Origin of the sequence: Paraburkholderia steynii (assembly GCF_900100565.1) — a bacterium.
Classification (GTDB): Bacteria; Pseudomonadota; Gammaproteobacteria; order Burkholderiales; family Burkholderiaceae; genus Paraburkholderia; species Paraburkholderia terrae.
Genome location: NZ_FNDI01000006.1, coordinates 318,149 through 332,559, shown reverse-complemented (window position 1 = coordinate 332,559; position 14,411 = coordinate 318,149). Strand labels below are relative to the sequence as shown.

Annotated in this window: 14 protein-coding genes and 1 tRNA gene; 11 read left to right on the top strand and 4 right to left on the bottom strand. The window is 63.4% G+C overall.

Translation table 11 applies throughout. The annotated features are described in order from the left end of the window. Positions 1–259 precede the first annotated feature (259 nt). Positions 260–2,242, top strand: a complete 1,983-nt coding sequence (acs, locus tag BLT65_RS14085) for an acetate--CoA ligase (protein ID WP_091778505.1) — start codon at positions 260–262, stop codon at positions 2,240–2,242. Here acs and BLT65_RS47210 read toward each other — a convergent pair. Next, on the bottom strand, positions 2,221–2,439 hold the full coding sequence (locus BLT65_RS47210; RefSeq protein WP_167306482.1) for a hypothetical protein: 219 nt from the start codon (positions 2,437–2,439) through the stop codon (positions 2,221–2,223). The two genes, acs and BLT65_RS47210, sit on opposite strands and share 22 nt — an antisense overlap. Here BLT65_RS47210 and BLT65_RS14080 point away from each other — a divergent pair. The 3 genes from BLT65_RS14080 (at position 2,408) to BLT65_RS14070 (ending at position 4,941) form a co-directional block, all read left to right on the top strand. Then, positions 2,408–2,773, top strand: a complete 366-nt coding sequence (locus tag BLT65_RS14080) for a DUF4212 domain-containing protein (RefSeq protein ID WP_042311626.1) — start codon at positions 2,408–2,410, stop codon at positions 2,771–2,773. The two genes, BLT65_RS47210 and BLT65_RS14080, sit on opposite strands and share 32 nt — an antisense overlap. Further along, positions 2,770–4,788, top strand: a complete 2,019-nt coding sequence (locus BLT65_RS14075) for a sodium:solute symporter family protein (RefSeq protein WP_091778503.1) — start codon at positions 2,770–2,772, stop codon at positions 4,786–4,788. The genes BLT65_RS14080 and BLT65_RS14075 overlap by 4 nt, the downstream gene beginning before the upstream one ends. A 62-nt stretch (positions 4,789–4,850) precedes the next feature. Next, positions 4,851–4,941, top strand: a tRNA-Ser gene (locus BLT65_RS14070). Positions 4,942–5,070: 129 nt separating this feature from the next. Here BLT65_RS14070 and BLT65_RS14065 read toward each other — a convergent pair. Further along, complete coding sequence (locus BLT65_RS14065; protein WP_091778501.1) at positions 5,071–5,991, bottom strand: LysR family transcriptional regulator; 921 nt, start codon at positions 5,989–5,991, stop codon at positions 5,071–5,073. Between the two features lie 102 nt (positions 5,992–6,093). On the opposite strand from BLT65_RS14065, the gene BLT65_RS14060 reads away from it, so the two are divergent. From BLT65_RS14060 to BLT65_RS14040, 5 genes are all read left to right on the top strand, one after another. Beyond that, positions 6,094–6,996 carry an HpcH/HpaI aldolase/citrate lyase family protein gene (locus BLT65_RS14060; protein ID WP_091778499.1) on the top strand — a complete coding sequence of 301 codons (903 nt, stop codon included), beginning with the start codon at positions 6,094–6,096 and terminating at the stop codon, positions 6,994–6,996. A gap of 48 nt (positions 6,997–7,044) precedes the next feature. After that, on the top strand, positions 7,045–8,250 hold the full coding sequence (locus BLT65_RS14055) for a CaiB/BaiF CoA transferase family protein (protein WP_091778497.1): 1,206 nt from the start codon (positions 7,045–7,047) through the stop codon (positions 8,248–8,250). 29 nt (positions 8,251–8,279) lie between these two features. Beyond that, the gene (locus BLT65_RS14050; protein ID WP_091778495.1) at positions 8,280–9,116 is read left to right on the top strand and encodes an amidohydrolase family protein; all 837 of its coding nucleotides are present in this window, start codon (positions 8,280–8,282) and stop codon (positions 9,114–9,116) included. Between the two features lie 91 nt (positions 9,117–9,207). Beyond that, positions 9,208–10,572 carry a short-chain fatty acid transporter gene (locus BLT65_RS14045; RefSeq protein ID WP_091778493.1) on the top strand — a complete coding sequence of 455 codons (1,365 nt, stop codon included), beginning with the start codon at positions 9,208–9,210 and terminating at the stop codon, positions 10,570–10,572. A 38-nt stretch (positions 10,573–10,610) separates the two neighbouring features. Then, positions 10,611–11,966 carry a 2-hydroxycarboxylate transporter family protein gene (locus tag BLT65_RS14040; protein ID WP_091778491.1) on the top strand — a complete coding sequence of 452 codons (1,356 nt, stop codon included), beginning with the start codon at positions 10,611–10,613 and terminating at the stop codon, positions 11,964–11,966. Positions 11,967–12,063: 97 nt separating this feature from the next. Here the strand turns inward: BLT65_RS14040 and BLT65_RS14035 are convergent, their stop codons facing one another. Next, positions 12,064–12,831, bottom strand: a complete 768-nt coding sequence (locus BLT65_RS14035) for an SGNH/GDSL hydrolase family protein (RefSeq protein WP_091778489.1) — start codon at positions 12,829–12,831, stop codon at positions 12,064–12,066. Between the two features lie 126 nt (positions 12,832–12,957). Between BLT65_RS14035 and BLT65_RS14030 the strand changes: the two genes are divergently transcribed. Continuing rightward, a complete protein-coding gene (locus BLT65_RS14030) occupies positions 12,958–13,329 on the top strand; it encodes a DUF2591 domain-containing protein (protein WP_042311601.1) in 372 nt (123 codons plus the stop codon). Positions 13,330–13,386: 57 nt separating this feature from the next. Here the strand turns inward: BLT65_RS14030 and BLT65_RS14025 are convergent, their stop codons facing one another. Then, positions 13,387–13,659, bottom strand: a complete 273-nt coding sequence (locus tag BLT65_RS14025) for a hypothetical protein (protein WP_042311599.1) — start codon at positions 13,657–13,659, stop codon at positions 13,387–13,389. Positions 13,660–13,832: 173 nt separating this feature from the next. Here BLT65_RS14025 and BLT65_RS14020 point away from each other — a divergent pair, with 173 nt between their 5' ends. Beyond that, positions 13,833–14,363 (top strand): MgtC/SapB family protein, encoded by a 531-nt coding sequence (locus BLT65_RS14020; protein ID WP_091778487.1) that lies wholly within the window; start codon positions 13,833–13,835, stop codon positions 14,361–14,363. The last annotated feature ends 48 nt before the right edge of the window (positions 14,364–14,411 follow it).

Genomic DNA, 14,411 nt, shown 5'->3' with positions numbered 1-14,411 from the left:
CTTATCGTGGGAAGTGATCGAAGCTGATGAAAACATGTGGCGCGCCCGACGTGCGACGCCGCAGTTGTCATTCGCCGAATCGCTGTGTGCTCATCGCTGCCGATGCGCACGAGGGTGGGAGACACGCCGCGACCATGATGCGCGGCGCCACGATGACGGGTATGACGATATGGAGCGACGCGCTGCGCCGGCCACGGCTGGCACGCATCGCGCGCGCACCCGCAAGGATTGACGTTTCATCTTCACCAAGGGGTAGTCGATGTCTGCGATTGAATCGGTTCTTCAAGAACGCCGCGTGTTTCCGCCTTCCGCCGAAGTGACGGCGCAGGCTACTGTGTCCGGCATGGACGCGTACAAGGCGCTCGTCGCCGAGGCCGAGCGCGATTACGAAGGCTTCTGGGGCAGGCTGGCGCGCGAGACGCTCAGCTGGAAAAAGCCCTTCACGAAGGTGCTCGACGAATCGAACGCGCCTTTTTACAAGTGGTATGAAGACGGCGAACTGAACGCGTCGTACAACAGCATCGACCGTCACGTCGAAGCGGGCAACGGCGAGCGTGTCGCGATCATCTTCGAAGCCGACGACGGCACCGTCACCAACGTCACGTACAACGACATGCTGCAACGCGTGTCGCGCTTCGCGAACGCGCTGAAGAAGCGCGGCATCAAGAAGGGCGATCGCGTCGTCATCTACATGCCGATGTCGATTGAAGGCATCGTCGCGATGCAGGCATGCGCGCGGATTGGCGCGACTCACTCGGTCGTGTTCGGCGGGTTCTCGTCGAAGTCGCTGAACGAACGTCTGGTCGATGTCGGCGCGGTCGCGCTGATTACGTCCGACGAGCAGATGCGCGGCGGCAAGGCGCTGCCGTTGAAGAACATCGCCGACGAAGCACTCGCGATGGGCGGCTGCGAGGCCGTCAAGAGCGTGGTCGTCTATAAGCGCACGGGCGGCAAGATCGGCTGGGACGACCAGCGCGATCTGTGGATGCACGAGATCACCGCGAGCGAATCGGATCAATGCGCGCCGGAATGGGTCAGTGCGGAGCATCCCCTCTTTATTCTTTACACGTCCGGTTCGACGGGCAAGCCGAAGGGCGTGCAGCACAGCACGGGCGGCTATCTGCTGTGGGCCGCGCAGACGATGAAGTGGACCTTTGACTGGAAGCCCACGGATGTCTTCTGGTGTACGGCCGATATCGGCTGGGTCACGGGTCACAGCTACATCACGTATGGGCCGCTTGCGCTCGGCGGCACGCAGGTCGTGTTCGAAGGCGTGCCGACGTATCCGAACGCGGGCCGATTCTGGGACATGATCCAGAAGCACAAGGTCACCGTGTTCTACACCGCGCCGACTGCAATTCGTTCGCTGATCAAGGCAGCCGAAGCCGACGCGAAGGTGCATCCGAAGAGCTACGACCTGTCGACGCTGCGCATCATCGGCACGGTCGGCGAGCCGATCAATCCGGAAGCGTGGGTGTGGTACTACGAGAACGTGGGCGGCTCGCGTTGCCCGATCGTCGATACGTGGTGGCAGACGGAAACGGGTGGCCACATGATCACGCCGCTGCCGGGCGCGACGCCGCTCGTGCCGGGTTCGTGCACGCTGCCGCTGCCGGGCATCATGGCCGCGATCGTCGATGAAACGGGTCAGGACGTACCGAACGGGCAGGGCGGCATTCTCGTCGTCAAGCGTCCGTGGCCGGCGATGATCCGCGCGATCTGGGGCGACCCGGAGCGCTTCAAGAAGAGCTATTTCCCCGAAGAGCTCGGTGGCACGCTTTACCTCGCGGGCGACGGCTCGGTGCGCGACAAGGACACCGGCTACTTCACGATCATGGGCCGTATCGACGACGTGCTGAACGTGTCGGGCCACCGTCTCGGTACGATGGAGATCGAGTCGGCGCTGGTGGCGAATCCGCTGGTGGCGGAAGCGGCCGTGGTCGGCCGCCCCGACGAGACGACGGGCGAAGCGGTGTGTGCCTTCGTCGTGTTGAAGCGCTCGCGTCCTGAAGGCGAAGAGGCCGCGAAGATCGCGGCGGAACTGCGCAACTGGGTCGGCAAGGAAATCGGTCCGATCGCGAAACCGAAGGACATCCGTTTCGGCGACAACTTGCCGAAGACGCGTTCGGGCAAGATCATGCGTCGCCTGTTGCGCTCGCTCGCGAAGGGCGAGGAGATCACGCAGGATGTGTCGACGCTGGAGAATCCGGCCATTCTGGATCAGTTGGGCGAATCGCGCTGATCGCGCGCAAGCGCGACGACGTAAAGACTTGAAGCAGCAAACGGCGCATCCGATAAGGGTGCGCCGTTTTTTCGTACGCTTGAGATGTCGTCTTGAACCATCGCGCGAAATCGTTGCGCGGACAACCCCGATTGTCGATGCAACACCTTTTTGATAAATAGGCGCATGGCCGCGCCACACCACACATCGCGATTCACGATCAACCCCGTGCCCGAGCCTCCGCCCGTGACGGCGGCGATGGCGCGCGCGCACGCGCGCTACTGGCGCTTCAACGTCATGCTGATCGTCGCGTTGATGCTGATCGGCTTCTTCGTGTCGTTCATCGTGCCGCTTATTGCGCGAAACCTCGAGCACGCACGCTTTGCGGGCTTCAGCCTGCCGTTCTACATGGGCGCGCAAGGCGCGATTCTCGTGTACCTGCTGTTGATCGTCGTGTACATCGTGCTGATGCAACGCGCCGACGCGGCGCTTCTGCGCGCGCTCGCAGCCAGCGCGGCCGACGACTTCGCCGAGCGCGCAGCCGACCGATGAAGCTCGCGCATCGGCTGATCCGCTCGTATTCGCTCTACACGATCGGCTTTTTGATCTTCATCTATCTGCTCTGGCGCATCGAGGCGGCCAACGGGCCGGGCACGTGGATCGGTTACGTGTTCCTGTTCGTGCCGATTGCGGTGTACGCAGTGATCGGCCTGCTGTCGCGGACTTCCGATCTCGTCGAATACTACGTGGCGGGGCGGCGCGTGCCGTCCGCGTTCAACGGCATGGCGACGGCGGCGGACTGGCTGTCGGCGGCGTCGTTCATCGGGCTGGCGGGCACCTTGTACGCAACGGGCTACGACGGTCTCGCGTACATGATGGGCTGGACGGGCGGCTATTGCCTCGTCGCGTTTCTGCTCGCGCCGTACGTGCGCAAGCTCGCGCGCTACACGATTCCCGATTTTCTCGGCACGCGCTTTTCGAGTAATGCAGTGCGCGGTCTCGCGGCGTTATCGGCGATCCTGTGCTCGTTCGTTTATCTCGTTGCGCAGATCCAGGGCGTCGGGCTGATCGCGACGCGCTTTATCGGCGTCGACTTTGCGATCGGCATTTTCTGCGGGCTCGCGGGCATTCTGGTGTGCTCGTTTCTCGGCGGCATGCGCGCGGTGACGTGGACGCAGGTTGCGCAGTACATCATCCTGATCGTGGCGTTCCTGATTCCTGTGTCGATGATTGCGCACAAGGACGGGCTCGGGTGGGTGCCGCAACTCAACTACGGACGCCTGATGGAGCGCGTCGAGTCGCTCGAGCGCCAGGTGCGCGATGCGCCGTCGGAGCAGTCGGTACGCGACGACTACCGGATGCGCGCCGCGCTGATCCAGACGCAGATCGACAGCCTGCCGCAGTCGTATATCGACGAGAAGGGCCGCCTCACCGTGCAGCTCGACGATTTGCGGCGGCATAACGGACCGTTGCGCGAGATCGCCGATCTGGAGCGGCGCATCGCCCGCTTTCCGCGTGATCCGGCGACGGCGCAGATCGTGTGGGCGCAGCAACGCGACGAGATGATGCAGCGCGCGGCGCCACCCGTGCCGATGCATGAGCCGTTTCCCGCCGTGAACGAAGAAGAGCGACGGTTGCATCTGCGCAATTTCCTGTCGCTGCTGTTGTGCCTTTCGCTGGGGACGGCGAGCTTGCCGCATATCCTCACGCGCTACAACACGACGACGTCGGTCGCGTCGGCGCGGCGCTCGGTTGGCTGGACGCTGTTTTTCGTCGCGCTGTTCTATCTGACGGTGCCCGTGCTCGCCGTGCTGATCAAGTACGAGATTCTGTCGAATCTGGTCGGGCATCGGTTTTCCGACCTGCCGCAATGGGTGATGCAGTGGCGGCATGTCGAGCCGTACCTGCTGAGCATCGCCGATGTGAATGGCGACGGCATCGTGCGCTGGAGCGAGATCCAGATGCAGCCGGACATGGTCGTGCTCGCCGCGCCGGAGATAGCGGGGTTGCCGTATGTGATGTCGGGGCTGATTGCGGCGGGTGCGCTGGCGGCGGCGCTTTCAACCGCCGATGGCCTGCTGCTGACGATCGCCAATGCGCTTTCGCACGATGTGTACTACCACATGGTCGATCCCGAGGCGTCGAGCCAGAAGCGGGTGACGATCTCGAAGATCCTGTTGCTTGGGGTGGCGCTGTTTGCTTCTTATGTGGCGTCGCTGAATACGGGGAATATCCTGTTTCTGGTGGGGGCGGCGTTTTCGCTGGCGGCGTCGAGTCTTTTTCCTGTGCTCGTGCTTGGGGTGTTCTGGAAGCGGACGACGCGCCTGGGCGCGGTGGCAGGCATGGTGGCGGGGCTGGTGGTGTGCATCTGGTACATCGTGTCGACGTATCCGTTCTTCACGCAGCTGACGGGCTTTGTCGGGCCGCGCTGGTTCGGTATCGAGCCGATCAGCTCGGGCGTGTTCGGCGTGCCGGCGGGGTTCCTGGTGACCGTGCTCGTGAGCCTGGTGGACCGGAAGCCGGATGCGTATACGCGAGCGCTGGTGGACTACATCCGCCATCCGTGATGGCTGGCCTTTCGGACGGGGTGGCAATGGCGGCGGAATCTGCTATAATGCGCCTCCCCGCCGGAGAGATGGATGAGCGGTTTAAGTCGCACGCCTGGAAAGCGTGTATAGGTTAATAACCTATCCGGGGTTCGAATCCCCGTCTCTCCGCCACAATTCAATACTGAAACCCTGTTAAGCCGATGGCTTGCGGGGTTTTTGTTTTTTGGCTCATGTCGCTGGACCGTATGTCCCGTCGAACCCGTCACGAGAGCCAACAGCCCGTTCGCGACGGCAAGATCTTCAACTTACCGAACGACGCCGCGTCTTCCTCCCAACGCCTCCGCTATCCCCATACCCCAGCACCCCATCGGCACACTGCAAAAACCCCTTGATCAACCGCCCACGCGGCGACGTCTTATGCCACAGCACACCGAACCGCCTCGGCTCCGTCGGAGTCGGCAGCGCGAGCCTCGCGACCTTTAGTGTCGTCGTCAGCGGCGACACGATATCGGGCACCAGCGACACGCCGAGTCCCCGATCGACCATCATCGCAATCGCCATCAGCGAATTCAGTTCGAACACCTCACGCGGAACGATCCGAGCCGACCGCAGATATTGATCCGCCTGCTTGCCGCCGCCGAGTGAGCGGTCATAGCGGATAAACGGCTCGCGCCGCAGCAGTTCATGCGGCTCCTCATCCTTCAACCGCGCCGGCGCGAGCACGACAATCGGTTCCTCGCGTAGCAGATGCCAGTCATACGCCTTCGGCAGCGCAAACGCAGGATGCAGACAGACAGCAACGTCGAGGTCGCCACGTTGCAAGGTCTCATACAGTTCCATCGACGTCCCCGCGCGTATCAGCACGTTCGCCTGCGGAAACGCGCGCGCGAACGCGGCCAGCACGTCCGGTAACAACGACAGCAGCGCCGTCGTGATCGTACCGATGCGCAATTCGCCCGCAGCTTCGTCTTCAAGCGCGAACGCCTTCAACTCCGCGAATTCACGCACAAGGTTCCTCGCGCGCGCGATCACGCGATGACCCGCTTCCGTCGGAATCACCGTGCGCCCCGCGCGCACGAGCAGGGGCACGCCGAGTTCGCGTTCGAGCGCCTGCACCTGCTGCGCGATCGCCGCAGGCGTCACGCCGACGCGACGCGCCGCCTCAGCCATCGATCCTGTATCCACGACCAGCAGCAGATTGCCGAGAAAGTTGAAGTCCATGACGATAGATATTCTATGGTTTGAAGATAGGCACAGATAGTTTATCTAAAACCTGTCTCTCCGTAGACTGGTTGCCAGCCAATAAGCAACTGGAACGGAGACATGAGAAGCAAGCTGTTCGTGCCGGCATCGCGCCCGGAACTGTTCGCCAAGGCACTCGCGAGCGCGGCCGATGCCCTCTCGTTCGATCTCGAAGATGCCGTCTCACCGGAGCGCAAGCCGCAAGCGCGCCTCGCGCTGCGCGAGCTGTTGCGCGACAGTGCGGTACGCGAGCATCGCAAGGTGCTGATCGTGCGCGTCAATGCGCTCGATACGCCGTTCTTCTCTGCCGATCTCGACGCCGTCGTGCAGCCCGGTCTCGACTACCTGAATCTCCCGAAACCCGAAAGCGCGGACGACGTGCGCGCCGCTGCCGCCGCGCTCGAACAGGCCGAGCAGGCAAATGGCGTGAGCGTGCCCGTGCGCTTGCTGCTCAACATCGAATCGCCGAAAGCGTTGCGCCACGCCGCGGAACTCGCCGCCGCGCATCCGCGCGTCGCCGGTTTGCAACTCGGGCTGGGCGATCTGTTCGAGCCGCTTGGCATTGCGCGTCGCGAGCAGGCGGCCATTCAGCAGGCGATGTTCACGCTACGCATCGCAGCAGGCGAGGCGAACGTCTTCGCGTACGACTCGGCGTTCGCCAACATCAAGGACGAAGCGGGCTTCCGCGCCGAAGCGCAGCTTGCGCACGCGATGGGCTTCCTCGGCAAAAGCTGCATCCACCCGAGCCAGATCGCGCTGGCCAACGACGTCTTCCGTCCGTCCGACGCGGACATCGCGCATGCGGTGCGCGTCGTCGAAGCAGCACGCGATGCACAGAGCAAAGGCCTGGGCGCATACGTCGTCGACGGCAGGATGATCGATCCGCCGTTTTTCGAACGGGCACGCGCGCTCGTGCAGCACGCCGCGCGTCTCGAACTGCTGACGGGCGAGCAGCGTGCCGTTGTCGGCAGCACGGCTTTGTAAAGCAACGCACTCTCGTTGCACACACATCGAATCGAGTTGGAGAAACAGATGCAACAACCATCGCAATCAGCCGACGCACGACAGCAGGGACCGCTCGCCGGCTTGCGCGTGCTAGACCTGAGCGCCTATATCGCGGGGCCGTACGGTTGCACGCTGCTCGCCGATCAGGGCGCCGAGGTCATCAAGATCGAGCCGCCTTCGGGCGACAACCTGCGCAAGTATCCTTCGACGCTCGAAGCCGAAAGCCGCGCCTTTCTCGGCGTGAACCGCAGCAAGCGCGGCCTTGCGCTGGACCTGAAGCAGCCCGAAGCGCTCGACGTGATGATGCGTCTCGTGAAGACGGCCGACGTGCTCGTACACAACTTCCGGCCGGGCGTGCCGGAGCGTCTCGGGATTGGTTACGAGCAGTTGCGCGAGGTCAATCCGCGGCTGATTTATTGCGCGGTGACAGGGTATGGCGAAACGGGCCCCAACCGCGACAAGGCGGGCTACGACCAGGTCCTGCAAACGATGACAGGCATCTGCTCGCTGCAAGGCCATCATGGCGGTCCGCCTGAAATCGTCTATGGCTCGGTGGTCGACTACTATGCGGCCGCGCTGGTCGCGGCGGGCGTGTCGTCCGCGCTGTTCGATCGCGAGCGCAGCGGCGCGGGTCAGTACGTGGGCGTGTCGTTGCTGCGCAGCGCACTGGCGATGCAGTCGGCCCGCATGATCTGGGCAGACGACGAGCCGAAAGAGACGGGCCGCGACATGCGCTCGGGCGGCATCACGGGTATTCATCCGACGCGTCAGGGCTATCTGTATCTGTCGGCGAACACGCCGCATTTCTGGCAGGCGCTGTGCGAGAAAACGGACCTCGAGGAGCTTGCGGAGAATGAACGCTACGACACGGTGCGCAAGCGCGCACTGCATTGCGACGAAATCGTTCCGAAGCTCCGCGCAGCGTTGCAGGTTCGCTCGGCGCTCGAATGGGAAGCGCATTTCGGCGACGCCGTTCCGTGTGCCGCGGCTCGCGGCATCGAAGACATGTTCGACCATCCGCAGGTGCTCGCCGAAGACATGGTGACTGACTTCGCGTATCCGGGTGTGGGCCGGTATCGCGGCTTCAAGCATCCGATCCGTTTTGGCGCGACGCCGTTGCCCGAACCGTTCGCGGCTCCCGCGTTCGGCGAGCATTCGGACGCGGTGCTGCGCGACGCGGGATGCTCCGACGCGGACATCGAAAGTCTGCGCGAGAAGCGCGCGGTGCTGTAGAGATCCGCAAAAAGAAGAAGGAGACACGCATGGACTTACATCGGCACACGCCACCAGGCGCTTGCGATTCGCACATTCACATCTATAACCGCGCGTTCCTCGCGCATCGCGACGCAGCAGGTTTTGTCGATGCAGCGGATGTCGCCGCGTATCGCGAAGTGCAGGCGCGGATCGGCACGCAGCGCGTGGTGATCGTGACGCCGCGCATCTATGGCACCGACAACGCCGTGACGCTCGATGCGATTCGCCAGTTCGGCATCGCGAATGCGCGCGGCGTCGCCGTCGTGCGCCCCGATGTGACGGACGCCGAGCTTGAAACGCTGCACGCGGGCGGCATTCGCGGCATCCGCTTCACGCTCTATACGCCGGCAAACGCCGTGGTCGGCTTCGACATGGTCGAGCCGCTGGCAGCACGCGTGGCGGAACTCGGCTGGCAGGTGCAACTGCATTGGACGGCTGCGCAGATCGTCGAGCACGAAGCGCTGCTCGCGCGTCTCCCATCGACGATCGTGTTCGATCATTGCGCGCGCCTTCCATTGCCCGATGGCGCGGCGCACGCGGCGTTTCCCATCGTGCGCCGTCTCGCCGATGCAGGGCGCGCGTGGATCAAGCTGTCCGGCCCATACCTCGATTCGATCGAAGGGCTCGACCGTCGCTATGCCGATGCAGCGCCGACAACACGTGCATGGATCTCGGCCGTGCCGGACAGGCTGGTGTGGGGCAGCGACTGGCCGCACGTGACGGAGAAGCACAAGCCCGACGATCCCTTGCTGCTCGATCTGCTCGGCGAATGGACCAACGATACGGCCACGCGCGATCGCATCCTCGTCGACAACGCGGCAACGCTATACGGATTCGGCAACTGAGCACCTTGCACTGAAAAGTCCTGAAGAGACGACCCGCCGATCACACAAAGCCCAAACGACGCGCGGGCACATTCAAAACCGGAGACACGTGATGAAATCCACCGTTGCGCCATCGTCAGTGCGCAAGACCCGCTTCACCGAGGCGACGATCGGCCTGTTCGAGCGCACCATCCCCGATCCATTCGTGCTCGCGATCCTCATCACAGCGATCGTCGCAGCGTTGTCGGCGATGTTTGCGCCACATGCGTCGTTGGGCAAGCTGGTCGGCGGCTGGTACAAGGGCTTCTTCGACATCCTCACGTTCGCGTTTCAGATCACGCTGGTGCTCGTCACGGGTCACGCATTCGCTCACGCGCCCATCGTGCAACGCGTGTTCAAGGCACTCGTTTCCGTTGCTCGCACGCCCGTGCAAGCCGCCACGCTGACGTTCGTGCTCGTGGCCGTTGCGTCGTTTTGCAACTGGGGTCTGGGGCTGGTCGTTAGCGCATTGCTGGCGCGTGAAGTCGCGAAGCGCATGCGCGTCGACTTCGCGTGGATCGTCGCGGCGGGCTTCTCGGGATGGGTCGTGTGGGCAAGCGGCATCTCCAGTTCGATTGCGCTTGCGCAGTCGACACCGGGCAGCGCGATGAACGTCGTGCAGAAGATCACGGGCGAGGTGCTGCCGTTCAGCGCGACGGTATTCACGGGTTTCAATCTGGTGCCGACCATCGCGATGCTGCTCGCGATGCCGTTTGTTCTCGCATGGCTCAAGCCGCGCGACGAAGATGCCGTGCTGCTCGATACGCAGAAGCATCCCGATGCGCCACCGCGTGAGAAGCCCACAGGCAAGCTGAGTTTCGCGCGCTGGATCGAATATTCGTGGCTCGGCTCGGCGTTCATCGGTGCGACGGGGATTGCGCTGCTGGTGCTCGCGCAGTCAGAACACATCGCGTTTTCCGGCGTCAACGCGGTGATCTTCGTGATGTTCATTGCGGGCGTGATCCTGCACGGCTATCCGCTAGCGTACGCCGATGCCGTCAAAAACGCCGCCCGGCAGACGGGTTCGATGATGCTGCAATACCCGCTGTACGGCGGAATCATGGGCATGATGGATGCGACCGGTTTGCCGAACGTCATTTCCCATTTCTTTATCGCTATTTCCAACGCGCATACGCTGCCGTTCTGGAGTTACGTCTGCTCGCTGATCGTCACGTTCTTCATTCCGAGCGGCGGCGGCCACTGGGCAGTGCAAGGGCCGTTCGTCGTGCCTGCCGCCGTCGCGCTGCATGCGTCCGTCCCCGCGACGACGATGGCCGTCGCAATGGGCGAGCAGGTGTCGAACATGATGCAGCCGTTCTGGGCCGCGCCCGTCGTCGCGATGGCGGGCATCGGCGTGCAGCGCGTGCTCGGCTTTACCGTGATGACGTTTATCGTCGGCGCGCTCGTGTATGGCGCCGCATTGCTGCTGCTCGTATGAGCGGGGCACCCGTCGAAACAATGAACGGAGACCATCCAATGAAATCATCGACGCAAGCCGCGTTGGGCGCTGCTTCGAGCAGCGAGGGGCAAGCGCCGCATGCCGTCATCGAATGGTGGTGGCGCGTGTTCGACCTACGCATCGGTTCGTTGCCATTGCCCGTCTATGTGCTGATGCTGGGCGTGCTCGGCGCGATGGCGGCGAAAGGCAAGCTCGCAGCGGATCTGCCGACGGGCATCGCACTCGTCGCGGTCGGCGGCTTCACCTGCGCCGAACTGGCGAAGCGCATTCCGTGGATTCGCCACATCGGGGCCACGTCGATTTTTGCGGCCTTCATTCCGTCGATGCTGGTGTACTACAAGCTGATGCCCGAGCCCGTCGTCAAGGCAGTGACGACCTTCACGAAGACTTCGAATTTTCTGTATCTGTTCATCGCGGCGATCATCGTCGGCAGTGTGCTCAGCATGGACCGTCAGATGCTGATCAAAGGCTTCGTGCGCATCTTCATTCCCGTTGCGGCGGGCTCCGTCGCCGCGGCGCTGGTCGGCACCGCAGTGGGGACCGCGCTCGGGCTCGATGCGCGCCACGCGTTGTTCATGGTCGTCGTGCCGATCATGGCGGGCGGCGTCGGCGAGGGCGCGCTGCCGTTGTCGGCGGGTTACGCGCAGATTCTGGGCGTCGAGCAGGGGCCGCTGTTCGCGCAGGTTCTGTCGGCGGTGATGCTCGGCAATATCGCGGCGATCTGTTGCGCGGGCTTGCTGAGCTATCTCGGCACGCGCCGGCCCGAATGGACGGGCAACGGACGTTTGACCAAAGCAGACGGCAGCGATGAAGACATCACGCAACGCCCGGCGTCGTTCGAATTCGACGTCGGCTCTGTCGCGGCGGCGGGTTCGACGGCCATCGCGTTCTATCTGCTTGGTGTGCTCAGTCATCAACTGTTCGGCTGGCCCGCGCCCGTCGTGATGCTCGTGCTGGTCGTCGCGGCGCAGCTGTTCCAGGTCGTGTCGCCGCGCGTGCGAGGCGGCGCGCGTTTCATGTACGGCTTTTTCTCGACGGCCGTGACGTATCCGCTGATGTTCGCGATCAGCGTCGCCATGACGCCGTGGGGCGAAATCGTCACGGCGTTTCATTGGGTCAATATCGTCACGGCGGTTTCGACTGTGCTCACGCTGACGGTGACGGGCTTCCTGGTTGGCAGGCTGGTCGGCATGTATCCCGTCGAAGCCGCTATCGTCAATGCAACGCATAGCGGGCTCGGCGGGACGGGGGACGTGGCGATTCTCACGGCAGCCAACCGGATGGAGCTGATGCCGTTTGCGCAGATTGCGACGCGTATTGGCGGCGCGTTGACGGTGATGGCAGCGTTGGGGGTGTTTGCGTACTGGCGATGATCCCGTGCTTCGCGTTTATCGAGCCGTCGAATTCAGCACGATTCGACGGCTTTTTATTGTGGTCGTATCAAAGCACGAGAAGATTGGTCGAATGCGATCACTCGACCAGCTTCGCTACGATCGGCTCGACGACTTCTCGCTGCCGCTCGGCCTTGAGCCGATACAGCGCATCGGTTGGATGCACGCCGTCGATCAGCAGCGAACGCCAGTCATGCATCGCGCCGATATACGCGTACTGCCGGATCAGCGCGAGCCGGTAATGCTTCGCCATTTCATCGACGACAGCGACATAACGCGGCACGATCTTCTTGTTCACGGAATAGTCGACCGGGTTCGGTTCTTCGAGTACGACGATCCGGCCCGCGCCCTGCGACTCTTCGATGAAGCGCATCAGGTGCGCGCGAAACGCGGAAGGCGGCTCCTTGACGTGATTGTCGGCGTCGTTGAGCGCGAAATTGACGATCACGATATGCGCCGGCGACGTCGCGACCCATCGCGCGTACGGCTGGCTATATCCGTTGAGGCCTTTCTCGCGATCGACGAGCGTCGCGCCCGGCACGCCGTTGTTCTGCACAATCACATGCGGGCCGAAGCGGGCCCGCAACGCGGCCTGAAGCAGGGCGGGCGGATTATCCGGCGTTTGCCAAGACTTGTTGAAACCGTCCGACGTTTGATAGCCGAACATCGTCGAATCGCCTTGCGCGTCGATGATGATCGGCCGGTCCGCCGTGGCCGCCCTGTGCGCCGGGCCAGCGGCGGCATCGGCCTGGATCGCGGCGATGCCGAGCAGCACGGCCGCCAGCGCGTGCGAGCGCCTATGCGACGGTTTTGCGCGCAGACTTGCCTGTCGATAGTCGAACGTCATGGTGCTCCGCAATTGAGTTGGACGTCAGTCGCCGCGAACGGATCTTGCGGCGTCACAAAGCGCAACACGAACTTGATGCACAATCGATGCTGCGTTCAGCACATACGATCTCCACGAGGAGCAGAGATGAGAGTTTCAGAGCTGGAAGGCGCGTTACTCGATTACTGGGTCGCCCGGGCCGACAATCTGCCGAAGCCGCGCGTCGACGACGGCTTCTGCTGGATCGAGGAGCCCGCCTGCGACGGCGATCCCGCTGGCGCGCTCGAAGCCGCGTTCGCGCCGTCCTCGGACTGGGCGCAATGCGGCCCGATCATCGAACGGGCGAGAATCCATCTCGTGCCGGCCGCGGCGGGCGATCGCGTGTCATGGACGGGGTCGGTTCCGGCCGGCGCGAGCACCATCGAGCAAGTGGGCGAATCGCCGCTGATTGCCGCGATGCGCGCGTTCGTCGCGAGCCATTTCGGCGACACGGTCGCGGACGAAGCCGGCACGCACTGAGCGGCGCCTTGATGTTCACCATATGGCGCACCACGCGGCGCGCCATTCAACGCTTCATCAGACGCACTCGAACACCACTTCGACGCTCTGAGTGCCTGCGCCGCGCACACCGGTCGTGTGGATCTCGACGGTGTGTAATTCCTTGTTCTGTTCGCGGCAATACGCCTTTGCATGCTTGATCCCCGCGTTGCGGACGCTATTCCACGAAATCAGGCTGATGCGCCCGTGACTCGTGATCGAGAGGTAGCCATTCTGCTTTCTGTCCACGCCCGATACCGCGGTACACGCGGCAAGCACGCCAATTCCGGCGAGCAGAATGCACTTCTTCATAGTCCTCCCTCGGTTGGCGCATTGTCGCGGGCGAGGGCCGCAACAGGCAACTGAAAAAAACGTTAGTGGGGTTCAGTGTGTCGGGCCCGCTATCCGGCGCCATGCGATGACATTACATTATGCTTTCTCGCTACGGCGTAGCGCGAGCGTTGCTGTGTCGAAAGGAGGAGGGCATGGGCGGATGGTGGCATGAAGTCTGGTTGACCGTAGCCCGGGAATTCTCGGATCTGGACGACGTCAAGGCGATCACGCAAGTTGTGATACGCCTTGGACTCGCGTTGCTGCTGGGCGGCGCGCTGGGCTTCGAGCGCGAAATGGCGGGGCGCGACGCGGGCTTGCGCACGCACATGCTGGTCGCGACGGGTTCGGCGCTGTTCGTGCTCGTACCGTTGCAGGCGGGGTTTTCGCAGGACAACATGAGCCGCGTGTTGCAGGGCCTCGTATCGGGTATCGGCTTTCTGGGCGCGGGCGCCATCATCAAGCTCAGCGCGGAGCGGGAGGTGCGCGGACTGACGACGGCCGCGAGTCTCTGGCTTGCTGCGGGCGTCGGCGTCGCGACGGGACTCGGGCGCGAAGCGACCGCGATTCTCAGCACGGTGATCGCGCTCGTGATCCTCGGCGGCGTGCGGATGTTCAAGCCGCTCGTGCCGCCCCACACGGATAACAAGCCTGAACAGGACGAGCCGTCGAAGCGTGTCGAGTGAGGCGAGCACGCGCCGTAGGCTTTGCTTGCGGAGTAGCATGAGCGGGCA

Bases quoted from the DNA above. Each gene is read 5' to 3' on its own strand.
- BLT65_RS14040 (WP_091778491.1), top strand. From the start codon at position 10,611: ATGAAATCATCGACGCAAGCCGCGTTGGGCGCTGCTTCGAGCAGCGAG.
- BLT65_RS14030 (WP_042311601.1), top strand. From the start codon at position 12,958: ATGAGAGTTTCAGAGCTGGAAGGCGCGTTACTCGATTACTGGGTCGCC.
- acs (WP_091778505.1), top strand. From the start codon at position 260: ATGTCTGCGATTGAATCGGTTCTTCAAGAACGCCGCGTGTTTCCGCCT.
- BLT65_RS14060 (WP_091778499.1), top strand. From the start codon at position 6,094: ATGAGAAGCAAGCTGTTCGTGCCGGCATCGCGCCCGGAACTGTTCGCC.
- BLT65_RS14075 (WP_091778503.1), top strand. From the start codon at position 2,770: ATGAAGCTCGCGCATCGGCTGATCCGCTCGTATTCGCTCTACACGATC.
- BLT65_RS14020 (WP_091778487.1), top strand. From the start codon at position 13,833: ATGGGCGGATGGTGGCATGAAGTCTGGTTGACCGTAGCCCGGGAATTC.
- BLT65_RS14035 (WP_091778489.1), bottom strand. From the start codon at position 12,831: ATGACGTTCGACTATCGACAGGCAAGTCTGCGCGCAAAACCGTCGCAT.
- BLT65_RS14065 (WP_091778501.1), bottom strand. From the start codon at position 5,991: ATGGACTTCAACTTTCTCGGCAATCTGCTGCTGGTCGTGGATACAGGA.
- BLT65_RS14080 (WP_042311626.1), top strand. From the start codon at position 2,408: ATGGCCGCGCCACACCACACATCGCGATTCACGATCAACCCCGTGCCC.
- BLT65_RS14045 (WP_091778493.1), top strand. From the start codon at position 9,208: ATGAAATCCACCGTTGCGCCATCGTCAGTGCGCAAGACCCGCTTCACC.
- BLT65_RS14050 (WP_091778495.1), top strand. From the start codon at position 8,280: ATGGACTTACATCGGCACACGCCACCAGGCGCTTGCGATTCGCACATT.
- BLT65_RS14055 (WP_091778497.1), top strand. From the start codon at position 7,045: ATGCAACAACCATCGCAATCAGCCGACGCACGACAGCAGGGACCGCTC.
- BLT65_RS14025 (WP_042311599.1), bottom strand. From the start codon at position 13,659: ATGAAGAAGTGCATTCTGCTCGCCGGAATTGGCGTGCTTGCCGCGTGT.